Origin of the sequence: Methylobacter luteus IMV-B-3098, assembly GCF_000427625.1 — a bacterium.
Classification (GTDB): Bacteria; Pseudomonadota; Gammaproteobacteria; order Methylococcales; family Methylomonadaceae; genus Methylobacter; species Methylobacter luteus.
The window spans coordinates 2,522,211-2,539,608 of the sequence record NZ_KE386569.1; the positions used below are offsets into that span (position 1 = coordinate 2,522,211).

Annotated in this window: 20 protein-coding genes; 13 read left to right on the forward strand and 7 right to left on the reverse strand. The window is 50.3% G+C overall.

Annotated elements, in window-relative coordinates; all coding sequences use genetic code 11:
• Window positions 1–40 precede the first annotated feature (40 nt).
• Together METLU_RS0113620 and METLU_RS0113625 are read right to left on the reverse strand one after the other, a co-directional pair.
• On the reverse strand, window positions 41–2,524 hold the full coding sequence (locus METLU_RS0113620) for an ABC transporter permease (RefSeq protein ID WP_027158697.1): 2,484 nt from the start codon (window positions 2,522–2,524) through the stop codon (window positions 41–43).
• Window positions 2,521–3,210 (reverse strand): ABC transporter ATP-binding protein, encoded by a 690-nt coding sequence (locus METLU_RS0113625; protein ID WP_027158698.1) that lies wholly within the window; start codon window positions 3,208–3,210, stop codon window positions 2,521–2,523. Before METLU_RS0113625 ends, METLU_RS0113620 begins: the two co-directional genes overlap by 4 nt.
• A 52-nt stretch (window positions 3,211–3,262) precedes the next feature.
• Here METLU_RS0113625 and METLU_RS0113630 point away from each other — a divergent pair, with 52 nt between their 5' ends.
• Window positions 3,263–3,814: an arylesterase gene (locus tag METLU_RS0113630; RefSeq protein ID WP_081679224.1), complete on the forward strand. Its 552-nt coding sequence runs from the start codon at window positions 3,263–3,265 to the stop codon at window positions 3,812–3,814.
• Between the two features lie 195 nt (window positions 3,815–4,009).
• A complete protein-coding gene (locus METLU_RS0113635) occupies window positions 4,010–4,450 on the forward strand; it encodes a GlcG/HbpS family heme-binding protein (protein ID WP_407939093.1) in 441 nt (146 codons plus the stop codon).
• Window positions 4,451–4,550: 100 nt separating this feature from the next.
• On the opposite strand, the gene METLU_RS0113640 is transcribed toward METLU_RS0113635, so the two are convergent.
• The gene (locus METLU_RS0113640; protein WP_231383608.1) at window positions 4,551–4,823 is read right to left on the reverse strand and encodes a hypothetical protein; all 273 of its coding nucleotides are present in this window, start codon (window positions 4,821–4,823) and stop codon (window positions 4,551–4,553) included.
• 259 nt (window positions 4,824–5,082) lie between these two features.
• On the opposite strand from METLU_RS0113640, the gene METLU_RS0113645 reads away from it, so the two are divergent.
• Together METLU_RS0113645 and METLU_RS0113650 are read left to right on the forward strand one after the other, a co-directional pair.
• Window positions 5,083–6,003, forward strand: coding sequence for an SPFH domain-containing protein (locus METLU_RS0113645; protein WP_027158702.1), 921 nt, complete (start codon window positions 5,083–5,085; stop codon window positions 6,001–6,003).
• Window positions 6,004–6,013: 10 nt separating this feature from the next.
• Complete coding sequence (locus METLU_RS0113650; protein WP_027158703.1) at window positions 6,014–6,457, forward strand: NfeD family protein; 444 nt, start codon at window positions 6,014–6,016, stop codon at window positions 6,455–6,457.
• Window positions 6,458–6,479: 22 nt separating this feature from the next.
• On the opposite strand, the gene METLU_RS0113655 is transcribed toward METLU_RS0113650, so the two are convergent.
• Genes METLU_RS0113655 through METLU_RS0113665 form a run of 3 tightly spaced genes read right to left on the reverse strand, consistent with a single transcriptional unit; the run spans window position 6,480 to window position 10,302 of the window.
• Window positions 6,480–8,483 carry a transglutaminase TgpA family protein gene (locus METLU_RS0113655; RefSeq protein WP_231383609.1) on the reverse strand — a complete coding sequence of 668 codons (2,004 nt, stop codon included), beginning with the start codon at window positions 8,481–8,483 and terminating at the stop codon, window positions 6,480–6,482.
• Entirely contained in the window at window positions 8,456–9,400 is a 945-nt protein-coding gene (locus tag METLU_RS0113660) for a DUF58 domain-containing protein (RefSeq protein ID WP_027158705.1), read from the reverse strand. The genes METLU_RS0113655 and METLU_RS0113660 overlap by 28 nt, the downstream gene beginning before the upstream one ends.
• Window positions 9,397–10,302 carry an AAA family ATPase gene (locus METLU_RS0113665; RefSeq protein WP_027158706.1) on the reverse strand — a complete coding sequence of 302 codons (906 nt, stop codon included), beginning with the start codon at window positions 10,300–10,302 and terminating at the stop codon, window positions 9,397–9,399. The genes METLU_RS0113660 and METLU_RS0113665 overlap by 4 nt, the downstream gene beginning before the upstream one ends.
• Window positions 10,303–10,426: 124 nt before the next feature.
• Here METLU_RS0113665 and METLU_RS0113670 point away from each other — a divergent pair, with 124 nt between their 5' ends.
• Window positions 10,427–10,780, forward strand: coding sequence for a TraR/DksA family transcriptional regulator (locus tag METLU_RS0113670; RefSeq protein ID WP_027158707.1), 354 nt, complete (start codon window positions 10,427–10,429; stop codon window positions 10,778–10,780).
• Here the strand turns inward: METLU_RS0113670 and METLU_RS27390 are convergent.
• Window positions 10,767–10,988 carry a DUF7230 family protein gene (locus METLU_RS27390; protein ID WP_027158708.1) on the reverse strand — a complete coding sequence of 74 codons (222 nt, stop codon included), beginning with the start codon at window positions 10,986–10,988 and terminating at the stop codon, window positions 10,767–10,769. The two genes, METLU_RS0113670 and METLU_RS27390, sit on opposite strands and share 14 nt — an antisense overlap.
• Window positions 10,989–11,070: 82 nt before the next feature.
• Here METLU_RS27390 and mnmG point away from each other — a divergent pair, with 82 nt between their 5' ends.
• The 8 genes from mnmG (at window position 11,071) to atpE (ending at window position 17,366) form a co-directional block, all read left to right on the forward strand.
• Window positions 11,071–12,942 (forward strand): tRNA uridine-5-carboxymethylaminomethyl(34) synthesis enzyme MnmG, encoded by a 1,872-nt coding sequence (gene mnmG / locus METLU_RS0113680; RefSeq protein WP_027158709.1) that lies wholly within the window; start codon window positions 11,071–11,073, stop codon window positions 12,940–12,942.
• Window positions 12,942–13,562, forward strand: coding sequence for a 16S rRNA (guanine(527)-N(7))-methyltransferase RsmG (gene rsmG / locus METLU_RS0113685; protein ID WP_027158710.1), 621 nt, complete (start codon window positions 12,942–12,944; stop codon window positions 13,560–13,562). Before mnmG ends, rsmG begins: the two co-directional genes overlap by 1 nt.
• Window positions 13,563–13,579: 17 nt before the next feature.
• Complete coding sequence (locus METLU_RS0113690; RefSeq protein ID WP_027158711.1) at window positions 13,580–14,353, forward strand: ParA family protein; 774 nt, start codon at window positions 13,580–13,582, stop codon at window positions 14,351–14,353.
• A complete protein-coding gene (locus METLU_RS0113695) occupies window positions 14,350–14,784 on the forward strand; it encodes a hypothetical protein (protein WP_027158712.1) in 435 nt (144 codons plus the stop codon). The genes METLU_RS0113690 and METLU_RS0113695 overlap by 4 nt, the downstream gene beginning before the upstream one ends.
• Window positions 14,785–14,903: 119 nt before the next feature.
• Complete coding sequence (locus METLU_RS0113700) at window positions 14,904–15,749, forward strand: ParB/RepB/Spo0J family partition protein (protein ID WP_027158713.1); 846 nt, start codon at window positions 14,904–14,906, stop codon at window positions 15,747–15,749.
• 120 nt (window positions 15,750–15,869) lie between these two features.
• Window positions 15,870–16,229, forward strand: a complete 360-nt coding sequence (locus tag METLU_RS0113705; RefSeq protein ID WP_027158714.1) for an ATP synthase subunit I — start codon at window positions 15,870–15,872, stop codon at window positions 16,227–16,229.
• Between the two features lie 30 nt (window positions 16,230–16,259).
• Window positions 16,260–17,036, forward strand: a complete 777-nt coding sequence (gene atpB / locus METLU_RS0113710) for a F0F1 ATP synthase subunit A (protein ID WP_027158715.1) — start codon at window positions 16,260–16,262, stop codon at window positions 17,034–17,036.
• Between the two features lie 42 nt (window positions 17,037–17,078).
• Window positions 17,079–17,366: a F0F1 ATP synthase subunit C gene (atpE, locus tag METLU_RS0113715; protein WP_020158728.1), complete on the forward strand. Its 288-nt coding sequence runs from the start codon at window positions 17,079–17,081 to the stop codon at window positions 17,364–17,366.
• Window positions 17,367–17,398 lie beyond the last annotated feature (32 nt).

The following is a 17,398-nucleotide window of genomic DNA, read 5'->3' on the forward strand; positions in this document are numbered from 1 at the left end:
TAGCGCATGAATGCAGGCGCCGTAATTTAAACTAAAGTTATTAGAGTTCCCTTAAAACCAGAAGCGGTGATTTATTAACCACATCCCGCACGCCCCAGTATCCGGCCAAGCCCACGAATAGCGCGCCTATCAACGGCATAATAACCCACAAGTAGATATTGGGCACATATTCCATATGCATGACCTGTGTATATAAAGTATAGAGGATAATTTCCGAAATCAACACGGCGAGCAAGCCGGATATCAAACCCAGCAAGGTAAATTCAATCAGGTGGGTTTTTCTCAGGAATGCACGGTTTGCGCCCAGCGTGCGCATTAAAGCGCCGTCGTAAACCCGGTCATCCAGCGTCGTATAAACGGCCGCGAACAGAACCGTGAAACCGGCCAGCAAGGCGAAGTACAGCAGGTAATTGATGGCCGCCGTCAGCTGGGTCAGAATGGTTTTGAACTGCTGCAGAATCAAATCGACTTCCAGCAGGGTGGTGCTGGGAAATTTTTTGACCAGATCGTTTAAAAAGTTTTTTTGGGCTTCAGGCAGGTAAAAACTGGTGATGAAAGTGCTCGGATAGCTTTCCAACGTGCCGGGCGAGAAAATCATGTAAAAGTTGGGTTTCATCGTGTCCCACTGCAGATCGCGCAGGCTGGATACGGTCGCCTCAAACTGCTCGCTGCCGACAGTAAAGGTCAGCTGGTCTCCCAACTTGATTTTCAGGCTCTTGGCCAGCTTTTGCTCGACGGAAACCAGCCCGGTTTTATCCGATTGCCACCAGCGGCCGGCCGTGATCTTATTGTCCTCGGGCAGCTCTTTCGACCAGGTCAGGCTTAATTCCCTGTGCGTGGCGTTTTCGCCCTGCGTATCCTTGCTGACGACTTGCTGGACCGGCGTATGGTTGATCTCGACCAGACGCCCCCTGACGACAGGATAAAAACGGCTGCCGGTGACTTGCCACTGATCGAGCTCTTGCTGAAACGCCTGTTGCTGGTCCGGAAAAATGTTCAGCGCGAAATGATTGGGCGCGTGTTCGGGCAGTTGCTTGTGCCAGTTGTCGAGCAAGTCGGTGCGCACGGTGAAACTGAGCACCATGGCCACCAGCGTCATGCTGAAAGCCAGTATCTGGCTGACGCTGGCCCGGCTGTTCCTGAACAGGCCCTGCAGGCCGAAGCGCCAGATCAGACTCATATGCGGCAGCAACCGGCGGGACACTGTCAGCACGCCATAAACCATAAGTCCCAAGAGCAGTAGCGCCAGCAAGCCGACGCCGATAATCGTCGCGGTCATTTTGATGTCGTCGGTATAGCGCCAGATCAACACCGACACCAGGCCGATGGCCAGCCCGTAGATCAGCCATGCGCTGCTCGGCAAAGGCTCCAGATCGCGGCGCAGCACGCGCAGCGCCGAAACTTGTTTCAGACGCAGGATGGGCGGCAGCGCGAAGCCCAGCAAAATGACCATGCCGGTAATGAAGCCGAAAAAAATCGCCAGCAGGCCGGGATTGGCGACTTGCGCAGGCAGCAGGTTTCTTAACAGATGGAACAGTGCTTCCTGGGCAAACCAGCCCAATAGACAGCCGGCGGCGCTGGCCAATAGGCCCAGGACGACAAACTGGCAACTATACAGCCAGAGGATTTCGCGCTGTTTGCAGCCCAGGCAGCGCAGTATGGCCGTCGTATTGAAGTGCCGTTCCGTATAACGGCGCGTCGCCATGGCGATGGCGACGCCCGCGATCAGAATCACGACGATGCTCGACAGGCCCAGATAACGTTCGGCGCGGCTCAATGCCGAGCCCAGCTCCGGACGGTCTTCATGAATGTCCATCAGCCGTTGCGACGGATTCAGCTGCGGTTTGACCCAGCGGTTAAATGCGGATAGGGACTTGCTGTCGCCGCTGAACTGAAAGAAATAATGCACATGACTGCCGGGCTGTATGACTCCGGTGGCTTCGAGGTCCTGCTGATTGATCATGACGCGCGGCGAGAAGCTGTAAAAATCGCCGCGCTTGTCGGGCTCATAGGTAATGATGCGGCTGACGGTCAGTTTTTTCTCGCCGACGGTCAGGGCATCGCCCAGGTTCAGTTTGAGCGCAGACAGAATGCGTTTGTCCACCCAGGCCGTGCCGGGCTCCGGGCCTTTATCGACGCTCGTTTCGGCCGAATAATCCGAGGTCGTGGTCTTCAGATAGCCGCGCAGCGGGTACAAGGCGCTGACGGACTTGATGCCGGCCAGCAGCAGTTCGTCTTTTTCCATCAATACGCTCGAGAACTCGACCGTTTGAGCCTGGTCCAGTTTGAGCTGGCTGGCCTTGGCGAGCCAGAGTTCAGGAATCGGGGCCGTGCTTGAAATGACCAGATCGGCCGCCAGAAACTCGGCCGCTTGCGTGGTCATGGTGCGTTGCAGGCGGTCGGCGAACAGCGAAATGGCTGTTGAACTCGTGACCGCAATGATCAGGGCCAGCACCAGTATGGTCAGTTCGCCAGACCGGCTGTCCCGCCATAACAATCGCAGTGCCAAATTAAACCGGGTCATACGATACGTCCCGCTTCCAGTTTGATGCTGCGCTGGCAGCGCACAGCCAGTGCCGGGTCATGCGTGACCAGGATCAACGTGGTCCGGTTTTCCTGGTTCAGCTCGAACAGCAAATCAATGATGTGCTCACCGGTTTTGCTGTCCAGATTGCCGGTCGGCTCGTCGGCGAACAGAATGGCCGGCTCGGTCACGAACGCCCGGGCCAGGGCCACGCGCTGCTGCTCGCCGCCCGACAGTTGCTTGGGCGTGTGCGACAACCGATGCGACAGGCCGACTCTGCCCAGCAAGGCCGTAGCCGAGACTTTGGCGTTTTTGTCGCCGCTGAGTTCCAGCGGCAGCATGACGTTTTCGAGCGCGGTCAAGCCGGGCAGCAATTGAAACGACTGGAAGACAAAGCCGATCAACTCGTTGCGTATGGCCGCCCTGCCGTCTTCGTTCATGATTGTGATGATCTTGCCGTTCAGTGTAATAGAGCCTTCGCTGGGTGTATCCAATCCGGCCAGCAGGCTGATCAATGTGGATTTGCCTGAACCGGATTCGCCGATAATGGCGATGCTTTCGCCGGCGTTGATGGTCAAATCGATCGAGGACAGGATCTGTAGCGTGCCGCCGGAAGTCGGAACCGATTTACCGAGCTTTTTCGTTACTATAAGATGCGTGGATGTTTTGTCAGCTTGAGGATACATGATGATTAGGTTTTTATTTGCCTTGATAGTTTCGCTAATGCCCATAACGGCCATGGCCAAATCGATTGTCGTACTCGGAGATAGTATCAGTGCCGGCTACGGAATTGAAGTCAAACAAGGCTGGGTGGCTTTGTTGCAGGAAAAACTGGCTCAGGCAAACAGCCATTATGTGATCATTAACGCCAGTATCAGCGGCGATACGACGGCCGGTGGTCTGGCGCGCATTGACAAACTCCTGGACACGCATAAACCCGATGTTGTGCTCGTGGAGCTGGGCGCCAATGACGGCTTGCGCGGCCTGCTGCCCAGGCTGGTGAAAGATAATCTGGCCGAAATTACGCGGCGCGCCCAAAAAGCCGGTGCAAAAGTCCTGCTATTGAGCATGAGAATCCCGCCGAATTACGGCAAGCGCTATACGGAAATGTTTTATGATGTCTACCCGCAATTGTTGAAGGAGTTGGGCGTACCGTATATGCCTTTCATTCTCGAGGACGTTGCGCTGGTAAAGGAACTGATGCAGCCGGATGGCTTGCATCCCAACGCCAAGGCGCAGCCGATGATTGCGGACAAAGTCTGGGTAAACTTGCAGCCGTTATTGAAGTAGCCCAGGATAAAGCGCAAGTCGCTGTCTTTACCAATATTAATAGCGATGCCCTTATCAAGCCCCGGGCAACGCTGATCCCAATCATTGGCTGAGACGAAATAATCGCGCTATATTACTGATTATCCGGCTTGCCAATGGCTCATGTAGAGCCGAGCCGACGGCAAGGTGGTTACGTATCACTATAACAGGTATTCAATGAGAGATTCGCCCATGAAACTGACGCTGGAAAAAGCCAACCAAATCATACAAGGAGCTACTCGTAAGGCCCGGCAATTGAAGCTTGCGCCGCTGACCGTGGTCGTTTTGGATAAAGCCGGCCATTTAAAGGCCATGCAAAGAGAAGACGGTGCTACCGTGATCAGGCAGCAGATTGCAACGGCAAAAGCCTGGGGTGCGGTCAATATGGGTATTTCATCGCGAAGCCTGGAAGCTGTGGCGGAACAGCGGCCGGAGTTTATGAGTGCTCTGGTCGGCATGACCGATGGCAAAATAATGCCGGTTCCGGGCGGCGTTCTGATCCGCGATGAGGGCAATAACCTGATAGGCGCCGTCGGCATCAGCGGCGACGTTTCAGATCAGGATGAGCGTTGTGCGATTGCCGGAATAGAGGCGGCAGGATTTATTGCCGGCGTTTAGGCTGTCCAGACGTTGAGCTGTCTTAAGAGAATGTGTTTGTTTACAAAGAACACAGAGTAAAACTCTGTGTTCTTAAAAACTGGCTGGATTTATTTTAGTTTTATTTGGCCGGTTTGGCGGGTGCTGGTTCGGGTACTGGAACCGGCGCGGCGTCTTGAGACAGGGAGTGCTTAGAAGGCTGTTCCAATTGTGCCCGTCGGTTGCCTTCGCCATAAAGAGTCATGGCTACCATAAATAAAATGGTCGAGATTATGAGAATCCAGAAACGATCCGGTTTCTTCATAAAGAATAAAGGCCATTGCGGCTTAATCATGCCGACAACGAAAAAGAGTACAGTCAGGATTCCGATGTTAAAAGCGGCGTATATCATCATTGGTATTTACCCATTAACTTACATTTGGATGAAGTTGCATTATTATTAATCAAGCGGTTATTTCACCACAGCGGGCTATTTTAAAGGTTTCATTGATTTGATTCCGAAAATTTACTGTGGTCTCATTCAAAAAGATGCCGTATTTCAAAATCCGGTATCAGACCATGCCATCAAGGTGGTCAAGTGTTCATGAAATGACACAGAGATGTCAAATAGAGCGCCGGGAAAGGTTTTTCGCAAATAAAAATAAGGGGGGTGTATGAGTGGTTTTTTTCTAGCGTTACTGGTTTTTGCCGTGGTGCTGGTGTTCATGAGCGTTAAATCCGTGCCTCAGGGCATGGAATATACGGTCGAGCGCTTCGGCAGATACACCAGCACGCTGACGCCGGGGTTGAATATCATCATGCCGGTCATAGATCGTATCGGCAATAAGATGATCATGATGGAACAGGTCATGGACGTGCCTTCGCAGGAAGTCATCACCAAGGATAACGCCATGGTCACGGTCGACGGCGTGGTTTTTTTTCAGGTCATGGATGCCGCGAAAGCCGCTTATGAAGTCAGCAAGCTGGACTGGGCTGTCTTGAATCTGGTTATGACCAATATCCGTACGGTCATGGGATCGATGGACCTGGATGAATTGCTGTCGCGTCGCGATGATATCAATGCGCGATTATTGGCCGTGGTTGACGATGCCACGACCCCTTGGGGCATCAAGGTCACGCGCATTGAAATCAAGGATATCGCGCCGCCCAAGGATCTGGTTGAGGCGATGGGCCGGCAGATGAAAGCCGAGCGCTTGAAACGCGCATCCATCCTTGAGGCGGAAGGCGCGCGGCAATCAGAAATTCTGCGAGCCGAAGGCGAGAAGCAGGCCGCCATTCTGGAAGCCGAAGGCCGCAAGGAAGCCTCGTACCGCGATGCCGAGGCCAGGGAGCGTCTGGCTCAGGCGGAAGCGAAAGCGACCTTGATGGTGTCGGAAGCGATCAGCAAGGGCGATATCCAGGCTGTTAATTATTTCATCGCGCAAAAATACATCGAATCCTTACAGCGTATCGCCGCGGCCGATAACAGCAAACTGATTTTCATGCCGCTGGAGTCATCGAGCGTGATCGGTGCTATCGGCGGCATTTCGGAGCTGGCGAAAGAAGCGATGGCGAAAGCCAATCCTCCGGCCTAGAGGTTGCAGCATGGCGGAACTGGAAATTGTTTTTTGGTATTGGTGGATAGCGGCGCTGATGTTGCTGATCATAGAAGTATTGGCGCCCGGCTTTTTTTTCCTATGGATGGCGGCTGCGGGATTTATAACGGGCTGTCTGCTGTTGTTGATGCCGTCCATCAGCCTGGACATTCAGCTGGGTGTATTCTCGGTATTGTCGGTATTGGCCATCGTCGCCGGGCAATATTATGCAAAAAAACACCCTATAGTATCGGATCAGCCCTTGTTGAACAGGAGAGGCGCTCAGTATATCGGCAGGGTATTCAGCCTGTATGAGCCGATTGTGAATGGGCAGGGCAAGATAAAAGTCGATGACTCGATCTGGAAGGTGCATGGGGAAGACTGCGATATCCATACCAAGGTAAGAATCACGGCTATTCGCGGTATTGTCTTCGATGTCGAAAAAGTCGAATAGCTCTTAAAGCCCGGTCACGAAGCTAATCTTCGGTTTTAAACCGCGTGACCAGTTTATGCAGCTGTTTCAGGTCTTTCTGGCCTGAACTCTGGCCGTAGCGCAGCCTGATGAACACATCCGTGATCTGATCAATCTGCGCTGACTGTTCGGGCAGCCTTACTTTCACGCGTTCGGCAAAATCCTTTGCGCCTTCGCTTTCGCTTCTTACGACTCCTTTGCGAGCAAGCTTTTTGCAGAAACGGTTATAGAGGCGCAAAGTCCGGTCGGTCGATTTTTGTTTCCGATATAACAGAAACCAGCTCAGTACCGCTATTATCAAGCCGATCAGGCCGATCATGCTGTAAAGCATGGTCTTGATGTTTTGTATGCCCCATGAAGACAAAAGCTGCAATTGACTCATGCTATTATAGTTGATAACCCAGCGCTGCCAGTTGTAATCGGCACTGTTCCAAAGCTGGCGGGTCTGTTTCAGCCAATCGAAGGCGACCAGGGTTTGGGGGGTGGGGCTGACGAATGTGACGATGCCGCTGGCGATTTGCTGATCGACATTGACATCCTGCTCGATTCTTTCCGGCGCAACGGCTGCCGTCGGATCAACCCGAACCCAGCCTTTGTCCTGCAGCCAGACTTCGGCCCAGGCATGGGCGTGGGCTTGTCTTATTTCCAGAAAATTGCCGATCTTGTTCAGTTCGCCGCCTTGATAACCGGACACAATGCGCGATGGAATGTCGGCGACACGCATTAAATAGACGAATGCCGCTGCATAATGGCTGCAAAATCCGTAGCGCGTTTCAAATAAAAACGTTTCAATCGGATTTTCCTCCATTAACGGCGGCGTTAACGTGTAATAAAAGTTCTCGTTTCTGAAATGCGTCAGCAACTGCTGAATATAGGTTTCGGGCGGGCTGTCAAAGCCGTGCAGTTGCCGGACCAACTGGCTGATTTTATCGGACGGTTTGCCTGGCAGCTGCGTTGCGTCCTGATATTCAGTTTTCGTGATATAGCCGGTGTTGTATCGCGGATACGACGTCACTTTATATTCGGCGCGTTTACCAGGCAATTCCGTGCTGATGAGCTGATTGTTAGCGTTCAGTCTTAATGGCGGCTGGTATTCGGCCGGCATATCCAGTGCAAAAACCCAAGGGTTATCTTGCGGCTCCATTAACAAGGTGTACCGATAGGGTGCGCCGGTAAATTTAGGCGTATCGAGAAATCTATTAAAATCCTTGTGTACTGACTGCGTCCAGAGTCGGCCATCCGTATGCGTCAAGACCGGCCCGCGCCAGTAACGTTGATCTGACGGCGGGATGGCGCCTTTGAATTTAACCCGGAAAACCAGTTCGTCCGATAAGCCGAGGTTGCTGATGGAACCCGGTTCCATACTGTCGCTCAAGCCTGTTTTGGCCTGATGATTTTCGCTAAGCAGCATTAAACGCGGCGCTTCAACGCGGGGGAACAGAATGAATAGCACGCCAGCAATGGGCATGGCTTGAGCAATGATAACGGCCGCCGTTTTTAATGCCGGCAGTGTCCGCGGCTGCAGACTGTTAATACAGACCAGCGTCGCAAACAGTGTGCAGCAGACGGCAAGGATGTAAACGCCCACGAGGATGTTTTGTTCATATAAGAACTGCGAGGCGGCGACAATGAATGCCAGGTAAGTGATCAAATAGATATCGCGTTCCGTCTTGATCTCCAGTAATTTGAGCGCCAAACCGATAACGAACAGGCTGGTTCCCGGATCACGCCCGAACAGGCTTTGATGCTGGCTGTACAGCAGCCCTACACCGAGGACCGTCAGTAACAGAACAAACCAGCTAGCGGGCAGCCAGTCTGGCTTCCAGATGCCGATAAAGCGCCAGCCCAAAAGCAGGAAGAAAAAACCCAGAACAGCAGCCGGCAGATGATAAACATGCGGAAAAACGATCAGTCCTATGGACGACAGTAAAAAGATCAGGACGTTTTTATTAAATCTGTTAAATTCGCCGCGCATGATGTTCAAAACAGGGCCAATGCTTCCAGGCATTTTTGAGCTTGAGTGGGACCGTGGCCGGGTGCCACCTTATGACCGGGCAGCGATAAGCCATAATCGATGCCGGCTTTGTCGGCATCGATTATCCAGCGGCATAACTGGCTTAAGCGCTCTTCGACATGATGGCCCGCAGTTGCATCATAATCGAGCCAGATTTCGGTCGGTTCTTCTCCGCCGTATTGCTTGCTGAACAGGCCTTGTCCTTTGGCGAAAGCTTTCCAGTGTATCTGTTTGATCGGGTCGCCGGCCTGATATTCGTGTATGCCGTAAAAATCGTCCATCCCTTTTTTGTTGTATCCTTGCCCGGATTGTACTGATGATGATTCCGGCAAGGGGGCATCGGCGCTGGCGGGCTTTGGATAAACCAACACCTTGAGATTTAACTGAACCGGAGACCATGCACGAAACAAGCCCAGAGGATAGGTGCTTGAGATCGTGACGGTGCCGGCTTCATGCCAGCCTCTTTTTTGTGTCGTTGAATATAGAGTAATCAAGCGCCTGCTGTCTGCCGCCAGCGTCAGGTTTTCGGTTTTTTGCAGCGTCAGTTGTAGATTATAGCGCTCGATCGGGGTCGGGTTATTGATGTGAATTTCAAACCCTGCCGCTTCCTCCGCAAACACGGATTTGCCGTGGCCTTTATAAAGAGTCAGGCCGGACAGTGAATTAAAGCTGTGCAAGATAGCGATAAAAAAGACACTGGACAGTAAAAAAGTCAGCAAATAGGCCAGGTTGTTGTTATAGATAAAGGCGACAAGCAATAACAACAAATTCAGTACGAGAAAACCCAGACCGCGCTTTGTTGGTAGAATAAAGATGCGCCGGTGACTCAGCACCACAGGTTTATCAGTGGCTTTTTCACCGGCGATAAACCGGCTGCGGCGCCAGCGTTCATTCAATGTTATTGAACTCAATGGATTGCCACTTTTTCTAATAAAGGCGCGACGATGGCTTCCGAATGGCTATGGCCGGATCTCAAACGATGTCCGGCTACGGCGGCCAGCACGGCTTGGATATCTTCCGGAATAACCGCATCACGGCTGTCCATAAAAGCCCAGGCTTTAGCTGCGGTAAGCAGCGCTAGCCCGGCACGAGGGGATAGCCCGCAGTGATAATCCGGTGATTCGCGCGTGTAGGCGATGATGGCCTGTAAATAATCCAGCAAGGCAGGAGATGCATAAACTTGTGTGACAGCCTGTTGCATTCGCAGCAGTTGTTCGGGAGGCAATCGAACCTCGAGCGATTCAATCAGGCTATGCCGGCTTTGACCGGTCAGTAAGGCCCTTTCGGCATCAGGATCGGGATAGCCGAGCTCTAGTCGCATCAGAAATCGGTCCAATTGCGATTCAGGCAGCGGAAAGGTGCCTATTTGATGCGACGGGTTTTGTGTGGCAATAACGAAGAAAGGTTGCGGTAATTCATAGGTCTTGCCTTCAATCGTAACCTGGCGCTCCTCCATCGCCTCCAACAGCGCGCTTTGCGCTTTTGGCGTGGAGCGATTAATTTCATCGGCCAGTATCATCCGATTAAAAATCGGGCCGGCATGAAACTTAAACGCGTGGTTTTGGGTATCAAAGACTGAGCTGCCGAGAATATCGGCCGGTAATATATCACTGGTAAATTGTATGCGTTGATAGTTCAACCCGAGCAGTGTCGCCAGTGTATGCGCCAGCGTGGTCTTGCCGACGCCGGGCATGTCTTCTATCAACAAATGGCCGCGTGATAGCAGACAACACAATGCAAGACGAATTTGATGCTGTTTGCCGAGAATAATCTGATTGGCCGAGTCCAGTAGCTGATTAATTGCATTTTGCATAAGGGGTGATAGCATGCTAGGTTGAATGAGGTCTTATATAACTCAAGTACGGTAAAGCCTGTTTTGCAGTATAGAGCAAGCTTCTGATTTAAGCAGGATTCAAGGCTAAGAAGCAAGGATTTATATGAAAGAATATGAAGAAATACGCAGCAGTCTGATAGAAATGCTGGAAGATCTGGATGAGCGTCTGGCTAAAATTACCGACCATGTCAAACATACGGATGAACCTTTGGAAAAGGATTTTGCCGAACAGGTGACACAGAAGGAAAATGATGAAGTGTTGGATTATCTGGGCAACGCGACCCGGGCGGAAATAGAAAAGGTAAAGCAGGCCATTGCCAGAATAGACAGTGGTGAATACGGTACATGCGTTGTCTGCGGGGAACCGATCAACAAGGAGCGGCTGAAGGCTCTGCCTTATTCGAATATGTGTATCAAATGCGCCAGTCAGAAAGCGGATCAATCTAGAAGACGTTAGATGCGGCTGATGAATTGAAACAGGAGGTTTTTCCGATACCACCGAGCAGTGGTATCGGAAAAACCTCCTGTCTTGCATGCTTTGCTTTACGGCTGTATTTGCTTTTATCACGAAAGGTTTGCGCTTTGTTAAACTGATGAGCGTACTTCGCGACAGGATTCTGCAACGGGACCGTTACAAGTTCGCGCTGATTTTTACGATTTTTCATGATTTTCCCCTTATAATAGAGCAGAGTTTGTATAACACTATACAACGCATTAATATAGCATTTTTTAGAGTACTTAACGCTTGTGAAATTTAAAAAAGATTTTGATGTCATTGTTGTCGGCGGTGGTCATGCGGGTACAGAAGCTGCGTTGGCGGCGGCCCGATGTGGCGCAAAAACACTGTTGTTGACGCAAAATATCGACACCCTGGGGCAAATGAGCTGCAACCCTGCCATCGGCGGCATTGGTAAAGGTCATCTGGTTAAAGAAGTGGACGCGTTAGGCGGGATTATGGCGCGCGCCATTGATCACGGCGGCATTCAGTTTCGCACCCTGAACGCCAGTAAAGGCCCGGCGGTTAGAGCCACACGCGCTCAGGCTGATCGTAAATTGTATAAGCAGGCGGTTAGAAGTGCGCTTGAAAATCAGCCCAACCTGTCCATATTTCAGCAAACCGTATCGGACCTGATGGTTGAAGCTGACAGAGTGGTCGGCGTTAAAACCCAAATGGGTTTGAGCTTTATAGCCAGAGCCGTGGTATTAACGACCGGCACTTTCCTGGGCGGTAAAATCCATATCGGCCTGGAAAATTATAGCGGCGGCCGTGCCGGCGATGCGGCCTCGATTGCTTTGGCCGAGCGCTTGCGCGAACTGCCTTTCCGTATCGATCGCTTGAAAACCGGCACGCCGCCGCGTATCGATGGCCGCACGATTGATTTCAGTAAACTGGACGTGCAGCACGGCGACGACCCGGTGCCGGTTTTTTCCTTTCTCGGCAAGCGCGAACAGCATCCGCGGCAAATACCATGTCACATAACACGTACTAACGGTAAAACTCACGATATCATCCGCTCCGGTCTGGATAGATCGCCGCTGTATTCGGGCATCATAGAGGGCATCGGTCCGCGTTATTGTCCGTCCATTGAAGATAAAATTGTGCGTTTTGCCGATAGGGATTCGCATCAGATTTTCGTCGAGCCTGAAGGGTTGGACACGCATGAAATCTATCCGAACGGCATCTCCACCAGTCTGCCTTTCGATGTCCAGTATGAATTCGTGCGTTCGATGCTGGGCTTTGAGAATGCCGAAATCGTGCGTCCCGGCTATGCTATCGAATATGACTTTTTTGATCCCAGGGATCTGAAATTCTCACTGGAAACCAAGCATATGCAGGCATTGTTCTTCGCGGGGCAGATCAACGGCACGACCGGTTACGAAGAAGCGGCCGCGCAAGGTCTGATTGCCGGCCTGAATGCGGCGCGTCTGGTGCAGGGGCTGGAAAGCTGGTGCCCTGGCCGCGATGAGGCTTATATCGGCGTTATGATCGACGACTTGATTACGCGCGGCACGCAAGAGCCGTACCGCATGTTCACCAGTCGGGCCGAATACCGGTTATTGTTACGGGAAGACAATGCCGATCTGCGCTTGACTGAAAAAGGTCGCGAATTGGGTCTGGTCGATGATGAACGCTGGCTGGCTTTCGAGAGCAAGCGTGAAGCCATTGCCAGGTTGCAGGGCGATCTGAAAAAGAAATGGGTCAGGGTTGAAACAGAGGAAGCTGATCAGGTTGCCGAATACTGGGGCAAACTTTTAGGGCGCGAAAGCAATTTGATGGACTTATTGCGTCGGCCGGAAGTCGACATCAACCGGCTGTTGTCCTTTTTAGGCACTGATGAGCCCATTCCGGAACAGGTTACCGAACAGGTAGAAATCCAGGCCAAATATGCGGGTTATATAGACAGGCAGCAAACGGAGATAGACAAAGCGCTACGCTATGATCACCTGCGGCTTCCCGAGACGATCGACTATAAAGGCGTGCCGGGCCTTTCCAATGAAGTTAGTGAAAAACTCAAGACTCAGCGGCCCGAGACCTTAGGTCAGGCATCGCGCATTCCCGGTATCACGCCGGCTGCCATCTCGCTGCTGCTGGTTTATCTGAAGAAGAAAAGCGCCTGATGGATGCCTGCCGTAAAATCCTGATTGCCGGGGTGGAGTCCCTGCGTCTGTCTGTTGATGAAGACCAGGTCGAGCGTCTGATTGGCTTTATAAAACTGATTGAAAAATGGAATAAAGCCTATAATCTGACCGCGATTCGTGACAGGGAAGAGATGGTTCGGCTGCATTTGCTTGACAGCCTGGCTGTTCTTGGCTTTATTAAAGGTCGACGCGTTATCGACATAGGAACCGGGGCGGGACTGCCAGGTATCCCGCTGGCAATCTGCCTGCCTGAAACCGAGTTTGTCTTGCTTGACAGCAATGCAAAAAAAACCAGGTTCGTGCAGCAGGCGATTTTGGAATTAAAGCTAAAAAACGTAACCGTCTGTCACAGCCGCGTGGAACAGTATTATCCCGATAACGCATTCAATACCGTGATCACACGAGCGTTTGCCAGCTTGCCAACCATTGTCGAACTAACGGAACATTTGCTCGGCAAGGGCGGTATCGTGCTGGCAATGAAAGGCCAAAGCCCGGATGCTGAACTGGAGCACATGCCGCAAAAAATAACGGTGATACCTATACAAGTTCCGGGAATAGAAGCCGAAAGATGTCTGGTTCGAATAGAATCTCTTGAATAGACTGAGGTAAAGAAGTAGTGGCAAAAATAATAGCCGTAACCAATCAAAAAGGCGGCGTGGGTAAAACAACCAGTAGCGTCAATCTGGCTGCGTCATTAGCAGCCTATAAGCGGCGCGTGTTATTGGTTGATCTTGATCCCCAGGGTAATGCAGCCATGGGCTGCGGCGTTGACAAGCAGGAAGTTAATTATTCCAGCTACGATTTATTGATGGAAGACGTGCCGGTAGCGGAAACGATTATTGAGATGCCGTCTATCGGTTTTTCGATTATTCCCGGAAATGCCGACCTGACTGCCGCCGAAGTGCAGTTGATGAAGGCGGAACGCAAGGAATTGCGTCTTGCCGATGCGTTAATGCAAATTAAAGGGCAATACGATTATATTTTGGTCGATTGTCCGCCGTCGTTGAATATGCTGACGTTAAATGCAATGGTCGCAGCAAACAGTCTGTTGATTCCGATGCAGTGCGAATATTATGCTCTGGAAGGCTTGTCTGCATTGATGAGCACGTTGAAAAACATTCAGGAAACCGTTAATCCGGAATTGCATCTGGAAGGCATAGTGCGCACGATGTTTGATGATAGAAACCGCCTGACTAAGGATGTTTCAGAGCAACTGATCCGATATTTTGGCGATCAGGTATTCAGGACCTGTATACCAAGGAATATTCGCTTGGCCGAAGCGCCGAGCCACGGCGTGCCGGTCTTAACTTATGATAAGACATCACGGGGCGCCAAGGCCTATATGGCATTGGCAAGCGAAATGATTAAAAAAGAAAAAAATAAATCATGACTTCAAAAAAACGTGGACTAGGTAGAGGGTTGGAAGCCTTGCTGGTTGATGTTCCTGCTAAAGACGATCGTGAGGATGTAGCTGATGCTGTCACAAGGATGCAGGAGGTGGAACGGCTCAATACGCAGTTGTCGACGACTGCAAGAACGCAGGCGATAGAGCAACGCAGGGAGCAGTTGCCGACGACTACAAGGATGCAGGAGGTAGAGCAACGCAAGGAGCGGTTGCCAAGAGCAAAACAAACATCCATTGCCGCTGAAAAACAGCAGATGCCGGTAACTATTGAAGAAATGGACGGTCAGGCGGTCATGGCAGCAGCATTGATTAAAAATATTCAACGGGAAAGTAGTCATCTTTTGGAAGAGGCTGAGTCTTTAATAAGCTTGCTAGATGAGTTTGAATTAATGGTCCGTCGTTTCGAAATAGACTGAGCAAGGATAAAAAGAGCATCTGGCCAAGATTGTTTCAGTCAGCTGGTTTAAAGATCAAATATTGCGAGTGGCTGGGCCAGGCATTGAGCCAGCGACCAAAAATTAGAAAAGAAGAAGGCATGACTTTAAAAAAACGTGGATTAGGTCGGGGGCTTGATGCCTTATTAGGCGATGTTTCCGCTAAAGAGGAAAAACATCAGATTCAGACACTGCCGATAGAATATATGCAGCGGGGCAAATATCAACCGAGAAAAGATATCAATCCTGAAAAGCTACAGGAATTGGCCGATTCTATCAAGGCGCAAGGCATAATACAGCCTGTTGTTGTGCGAAAAATTGCGCTGGAAAAATACGAAATCATTGCCGGCGAGCGTCGCTGGCGTGCTGCGCAGCTGGCAGGCTTGCAGCAGGTGCCTGTGGTTGTCAAGGAAATAGATGATCGTGCCGCCATGGCGATTGCGCTGATTGAAAATATTCAAAGAGAAGACCTGAATCCTCTGGAAGAGGCGGACGCTTTAAAAAGACTGCTGGATGAATTTGCCATGACGCATCAGCAAATTGCCGATGCGGTCGGCAAGTCGCGGACTACTATCACCAATCTGTTGAGATTGATGGAACTGCATCCCGAAGTAAAAAAGCTATTAATCAATGGACAACTGGAAATGGGTCATGCAAGAGCGCTGTTGTCATTGGATGGTATCAAGCAAGTCGCTGCGGCCCATAAAATTGTCAATGAAGGCCTGACTGTGAGAGCGACGGAGCGACTGGTTAAAGACGCTCAAGCTGAACCGAAAATACAGAAAGTCAAAGTTATCGATAAAGATACACTGCGCTTACAGGAAGACCTGACGGCGAAACTGGGTGCGAAAGTATTGATTAATCATAAAGAAAACGGCACCGGTAAACTGGTCATTACTTATTCCAGCCTTGAAGAGCTTGATGGGATTCTCGAGCAGATCAGATAACTCGACAAGTAAAAATGCGAAAAATAGATAACCATTATTTTTGGTGGGTATTTCAATCTTCCTTGCTTTAATGAGGGTCGATAGCTATAATCATGCCGCTATTGTATCTGGAGCTTAAGCATGACAGCTACAAATGAAGAGACTGTCGGTAAAATCTTAAGTTATCAAATACTGATAATAATAATAATAACAGCCGGGTTTGCAATTTTTGGGGGATGGCAAAAAGCCTTATCGCCTGCCTTGGGCGGAGTGGCAGCTTTTATTCCTAACCTTTATTTTGCATTGCGGATTCGAAGAGCCGCAGGGCAGGAGCCTAAAAAGATCGTAAGGTCTTTTTATGCTGGAGAATCGGGAAAGTTATTGTTAACAGCTGCGCTGTTCATCATGATTTTTCAAATCCCAAACATAGAAATATTACCGCTGCTAGCTGGCTATGTATCAGCTTTATCAGCTTTTTGGTTTGCGCTCATCATGCGCTGAACAATCATTTTTTTAATTTAGAGAGGAACGATGGCTACCGAAGCTCATGCCGCTGAAGGTGCAACCGGATATATTATTCACCATTTGACTCCGCTAAAAGTAGGCGAGGGTTTTTGGACATTGCATCTTGATACCTTATTTTTCTCTGCAGTATTGGGTGGTTTGTTCGTCTGGTTTTTCAAGATGGCCGCCGAAAAAGCGACAGCCGGCGTGCCAGGCCTGATGCAAAATTTTGCAGAACTGCTGATTGAATTTGTAGACAGCCAGGTTAAAGATAGCTTTCACGGGCATAGCAAATTGATCGCGCCACTGGCATTAACGATATTTTGCTGGGTATTTCTATGGAACTTCATGGATTTATTCCCGGTTGATATTCTGCCGTTGATCGGTTCATTGATGGGCATTGAATATCTGCGTGTTGTTCCTAGTACGGATCTGAATGCGACATTTGCCATGTCAATATCAGTTTTCTGTTTAATTATTTTCTACAGTATCAAAATAAAAGGCCCGTGGGGCTTTGCCAAGGAATTGATGTTTCAACCTTTTGGGCCATGGATGCTGCCGTTTAACCTGCTATTGAAAGTAGTCGAAGAAATAGCAAAACCCATCTCTCTGGCACTTCGTTTGTTCGGTAACTTATATGCCGGTGAATTGATTTTTATTTTGATTGCATTGTTGCCTTGGTTTATTCAGCCAGTGTTGAGTTTCCCATGGGCGGTGTTTCATATTCTGATTATTACGCTTCAAGCATTCATATTCATGGTATTGACAATCGTTTACCTGAGCATGGCGCACGAAGACCACTAATTTTTACAACTTTTTTATATCAATACTACGTTTGGAGGTATCATGGAAATTGCATCTTTAATTGCTGATGTACAAGGTATGACTGCTGTTGCAGTTGGTCTGGTTCTAGGTCTGGGTGCTTTGGGAACTGCTATCGGTTTCGGTCTGTTGGGTGGAAAATTCCTGGAAGGCGCAGCTCGTCAACCGGAAATGGTTCCTATGCTGCAAGTTAAAATGTTCATCGTTGCGGGTCTGTTAGACGCGGTAACAATGATCGGTGTTGGTTTGGCGTTGTTCTTCACATTCGCTAACCCATTCCTGTCTGCTGTACAAGCTGCCGCAGCTGGTTAATTAAAGCTGTCTAAATTTAATCGCAACAAGAG

Bases quoted from the DNA above. Each gene is read 5' to 3' on its own strand.
- METLU_RS0113620 (WP_027158697.1), bottom strand. From the start codon at position 2,524: ATGACCCGGTTTAATTTGGCACTGCGATTGTTATGGCGGGACAGCCGG.
- METLU_RS0113625 (WP_027158698.1), bottom strand. From the start codon at position 3,210: ATGTATCCTCAAGCTGACAAAACATCCACGCATCTTATAGTAACGAAA.
- METLU_RS0113630 (WP_081679224.1), top strand. From the start codon at position 3,263: ATGGCCAAATCGATTGTCGTACTCGGAGATAGTATCAGTGCCGGCTAC.
- METLU_RS0113635 (WP_407939093.1), top strand. From the start codon at position 4,010: ATGAGAGATTCGCCCATGAAACTGACGCTGGAAAAAGCCAACCAAATC.
- METLU_RS0113640 (WP_231383608.1), bottom strand. From the start codon at position 4,823: ATGATGATATACGCCGCTTTTAACATCGGAATCCTGACTGTACTCTTT.
- METLU_RS0113645 (WP_027158702.1), top strand. From the start codon at position 5,083: ATGAGTGGTTTTTTTCTAGCGTTACTGGTTTTTGCCGTGGTGCTGGTG.
- METLU_RS0113650 (WP_027158703.1), top strand. From the start codon at position 6,014: ATGGCGGAACTGGAAATTGTTTTTTGGTATTGGTGGATAGCGGCGCTG.
- METLU_RS0113655 (WP_231383609.1), bottom strand. From the start codon at position 8,483: ATGCCTGGAAGCATTGGCCCTGTTTTGAACATCATGCGCGGCGAATTT.
- METLU_RS0113665 (WP_027158706.1), bottom strand. From the start codon at position 10,302: ATGCAAAATGCAATTAATCAGCTACTGGACTCGGCCAATCAGATTATT.
- METLU_RS0113670 (WP_027158707.1), top strand. From the start codon at position 10,427: ATGAAAGAATATGAAGAAATACGCAGCAGTCTGATAGAAATGCTGGAA.
- METLU_RS27390 (WP_027158708.1), bottom strand. From the start codon at position 10,988: ATGAAAAATCGTAAAAATCAGCGCGAACTTGTAACGGTCCCGTTGCAG.
- rsmG (WP_027158710.1), top strand. From the start codon at position 12,942: ATGGATGCCTGCCGTAAAATCCTGATTGCCGGGGTGGAGTCCCTGCGT.
- METLU_RS0113695 (WP_027158712.1), top strand. From the start codon at position 14,350: ATGACTTCAAAAAAACGTGGACTAGGTAGAGGGTTGGAAGCCTTGCTG.
- METLU_RS0113700 (WP_027158713.1), top strand. From the start codon at position 14,904: ATGACTTTAAAAAAACGTGGATTAGGTCGGGGGCTTGATGCCTTATTA.
- METLU_RS0113705 (WP_027158714.1), top strand. From the start codon at position 15,870: ATGACAGCTACAAATGAAGAGACTGTCGGTAAAATCTTAAGTTATCAA.
- atpB (WP_027158715.1), top strand. From the start codon at position 16,260: ATGGCTACCGAAGCTCATGCCGCTGAAGGTGCAACCGGATATATTATT.
- atpE (WP_020158728.1), top strand. From the start codon at position 17,079: ATGGAAATTGCATCTTTAATTGCTGATGTACAAGGTATGACTGCTGTT.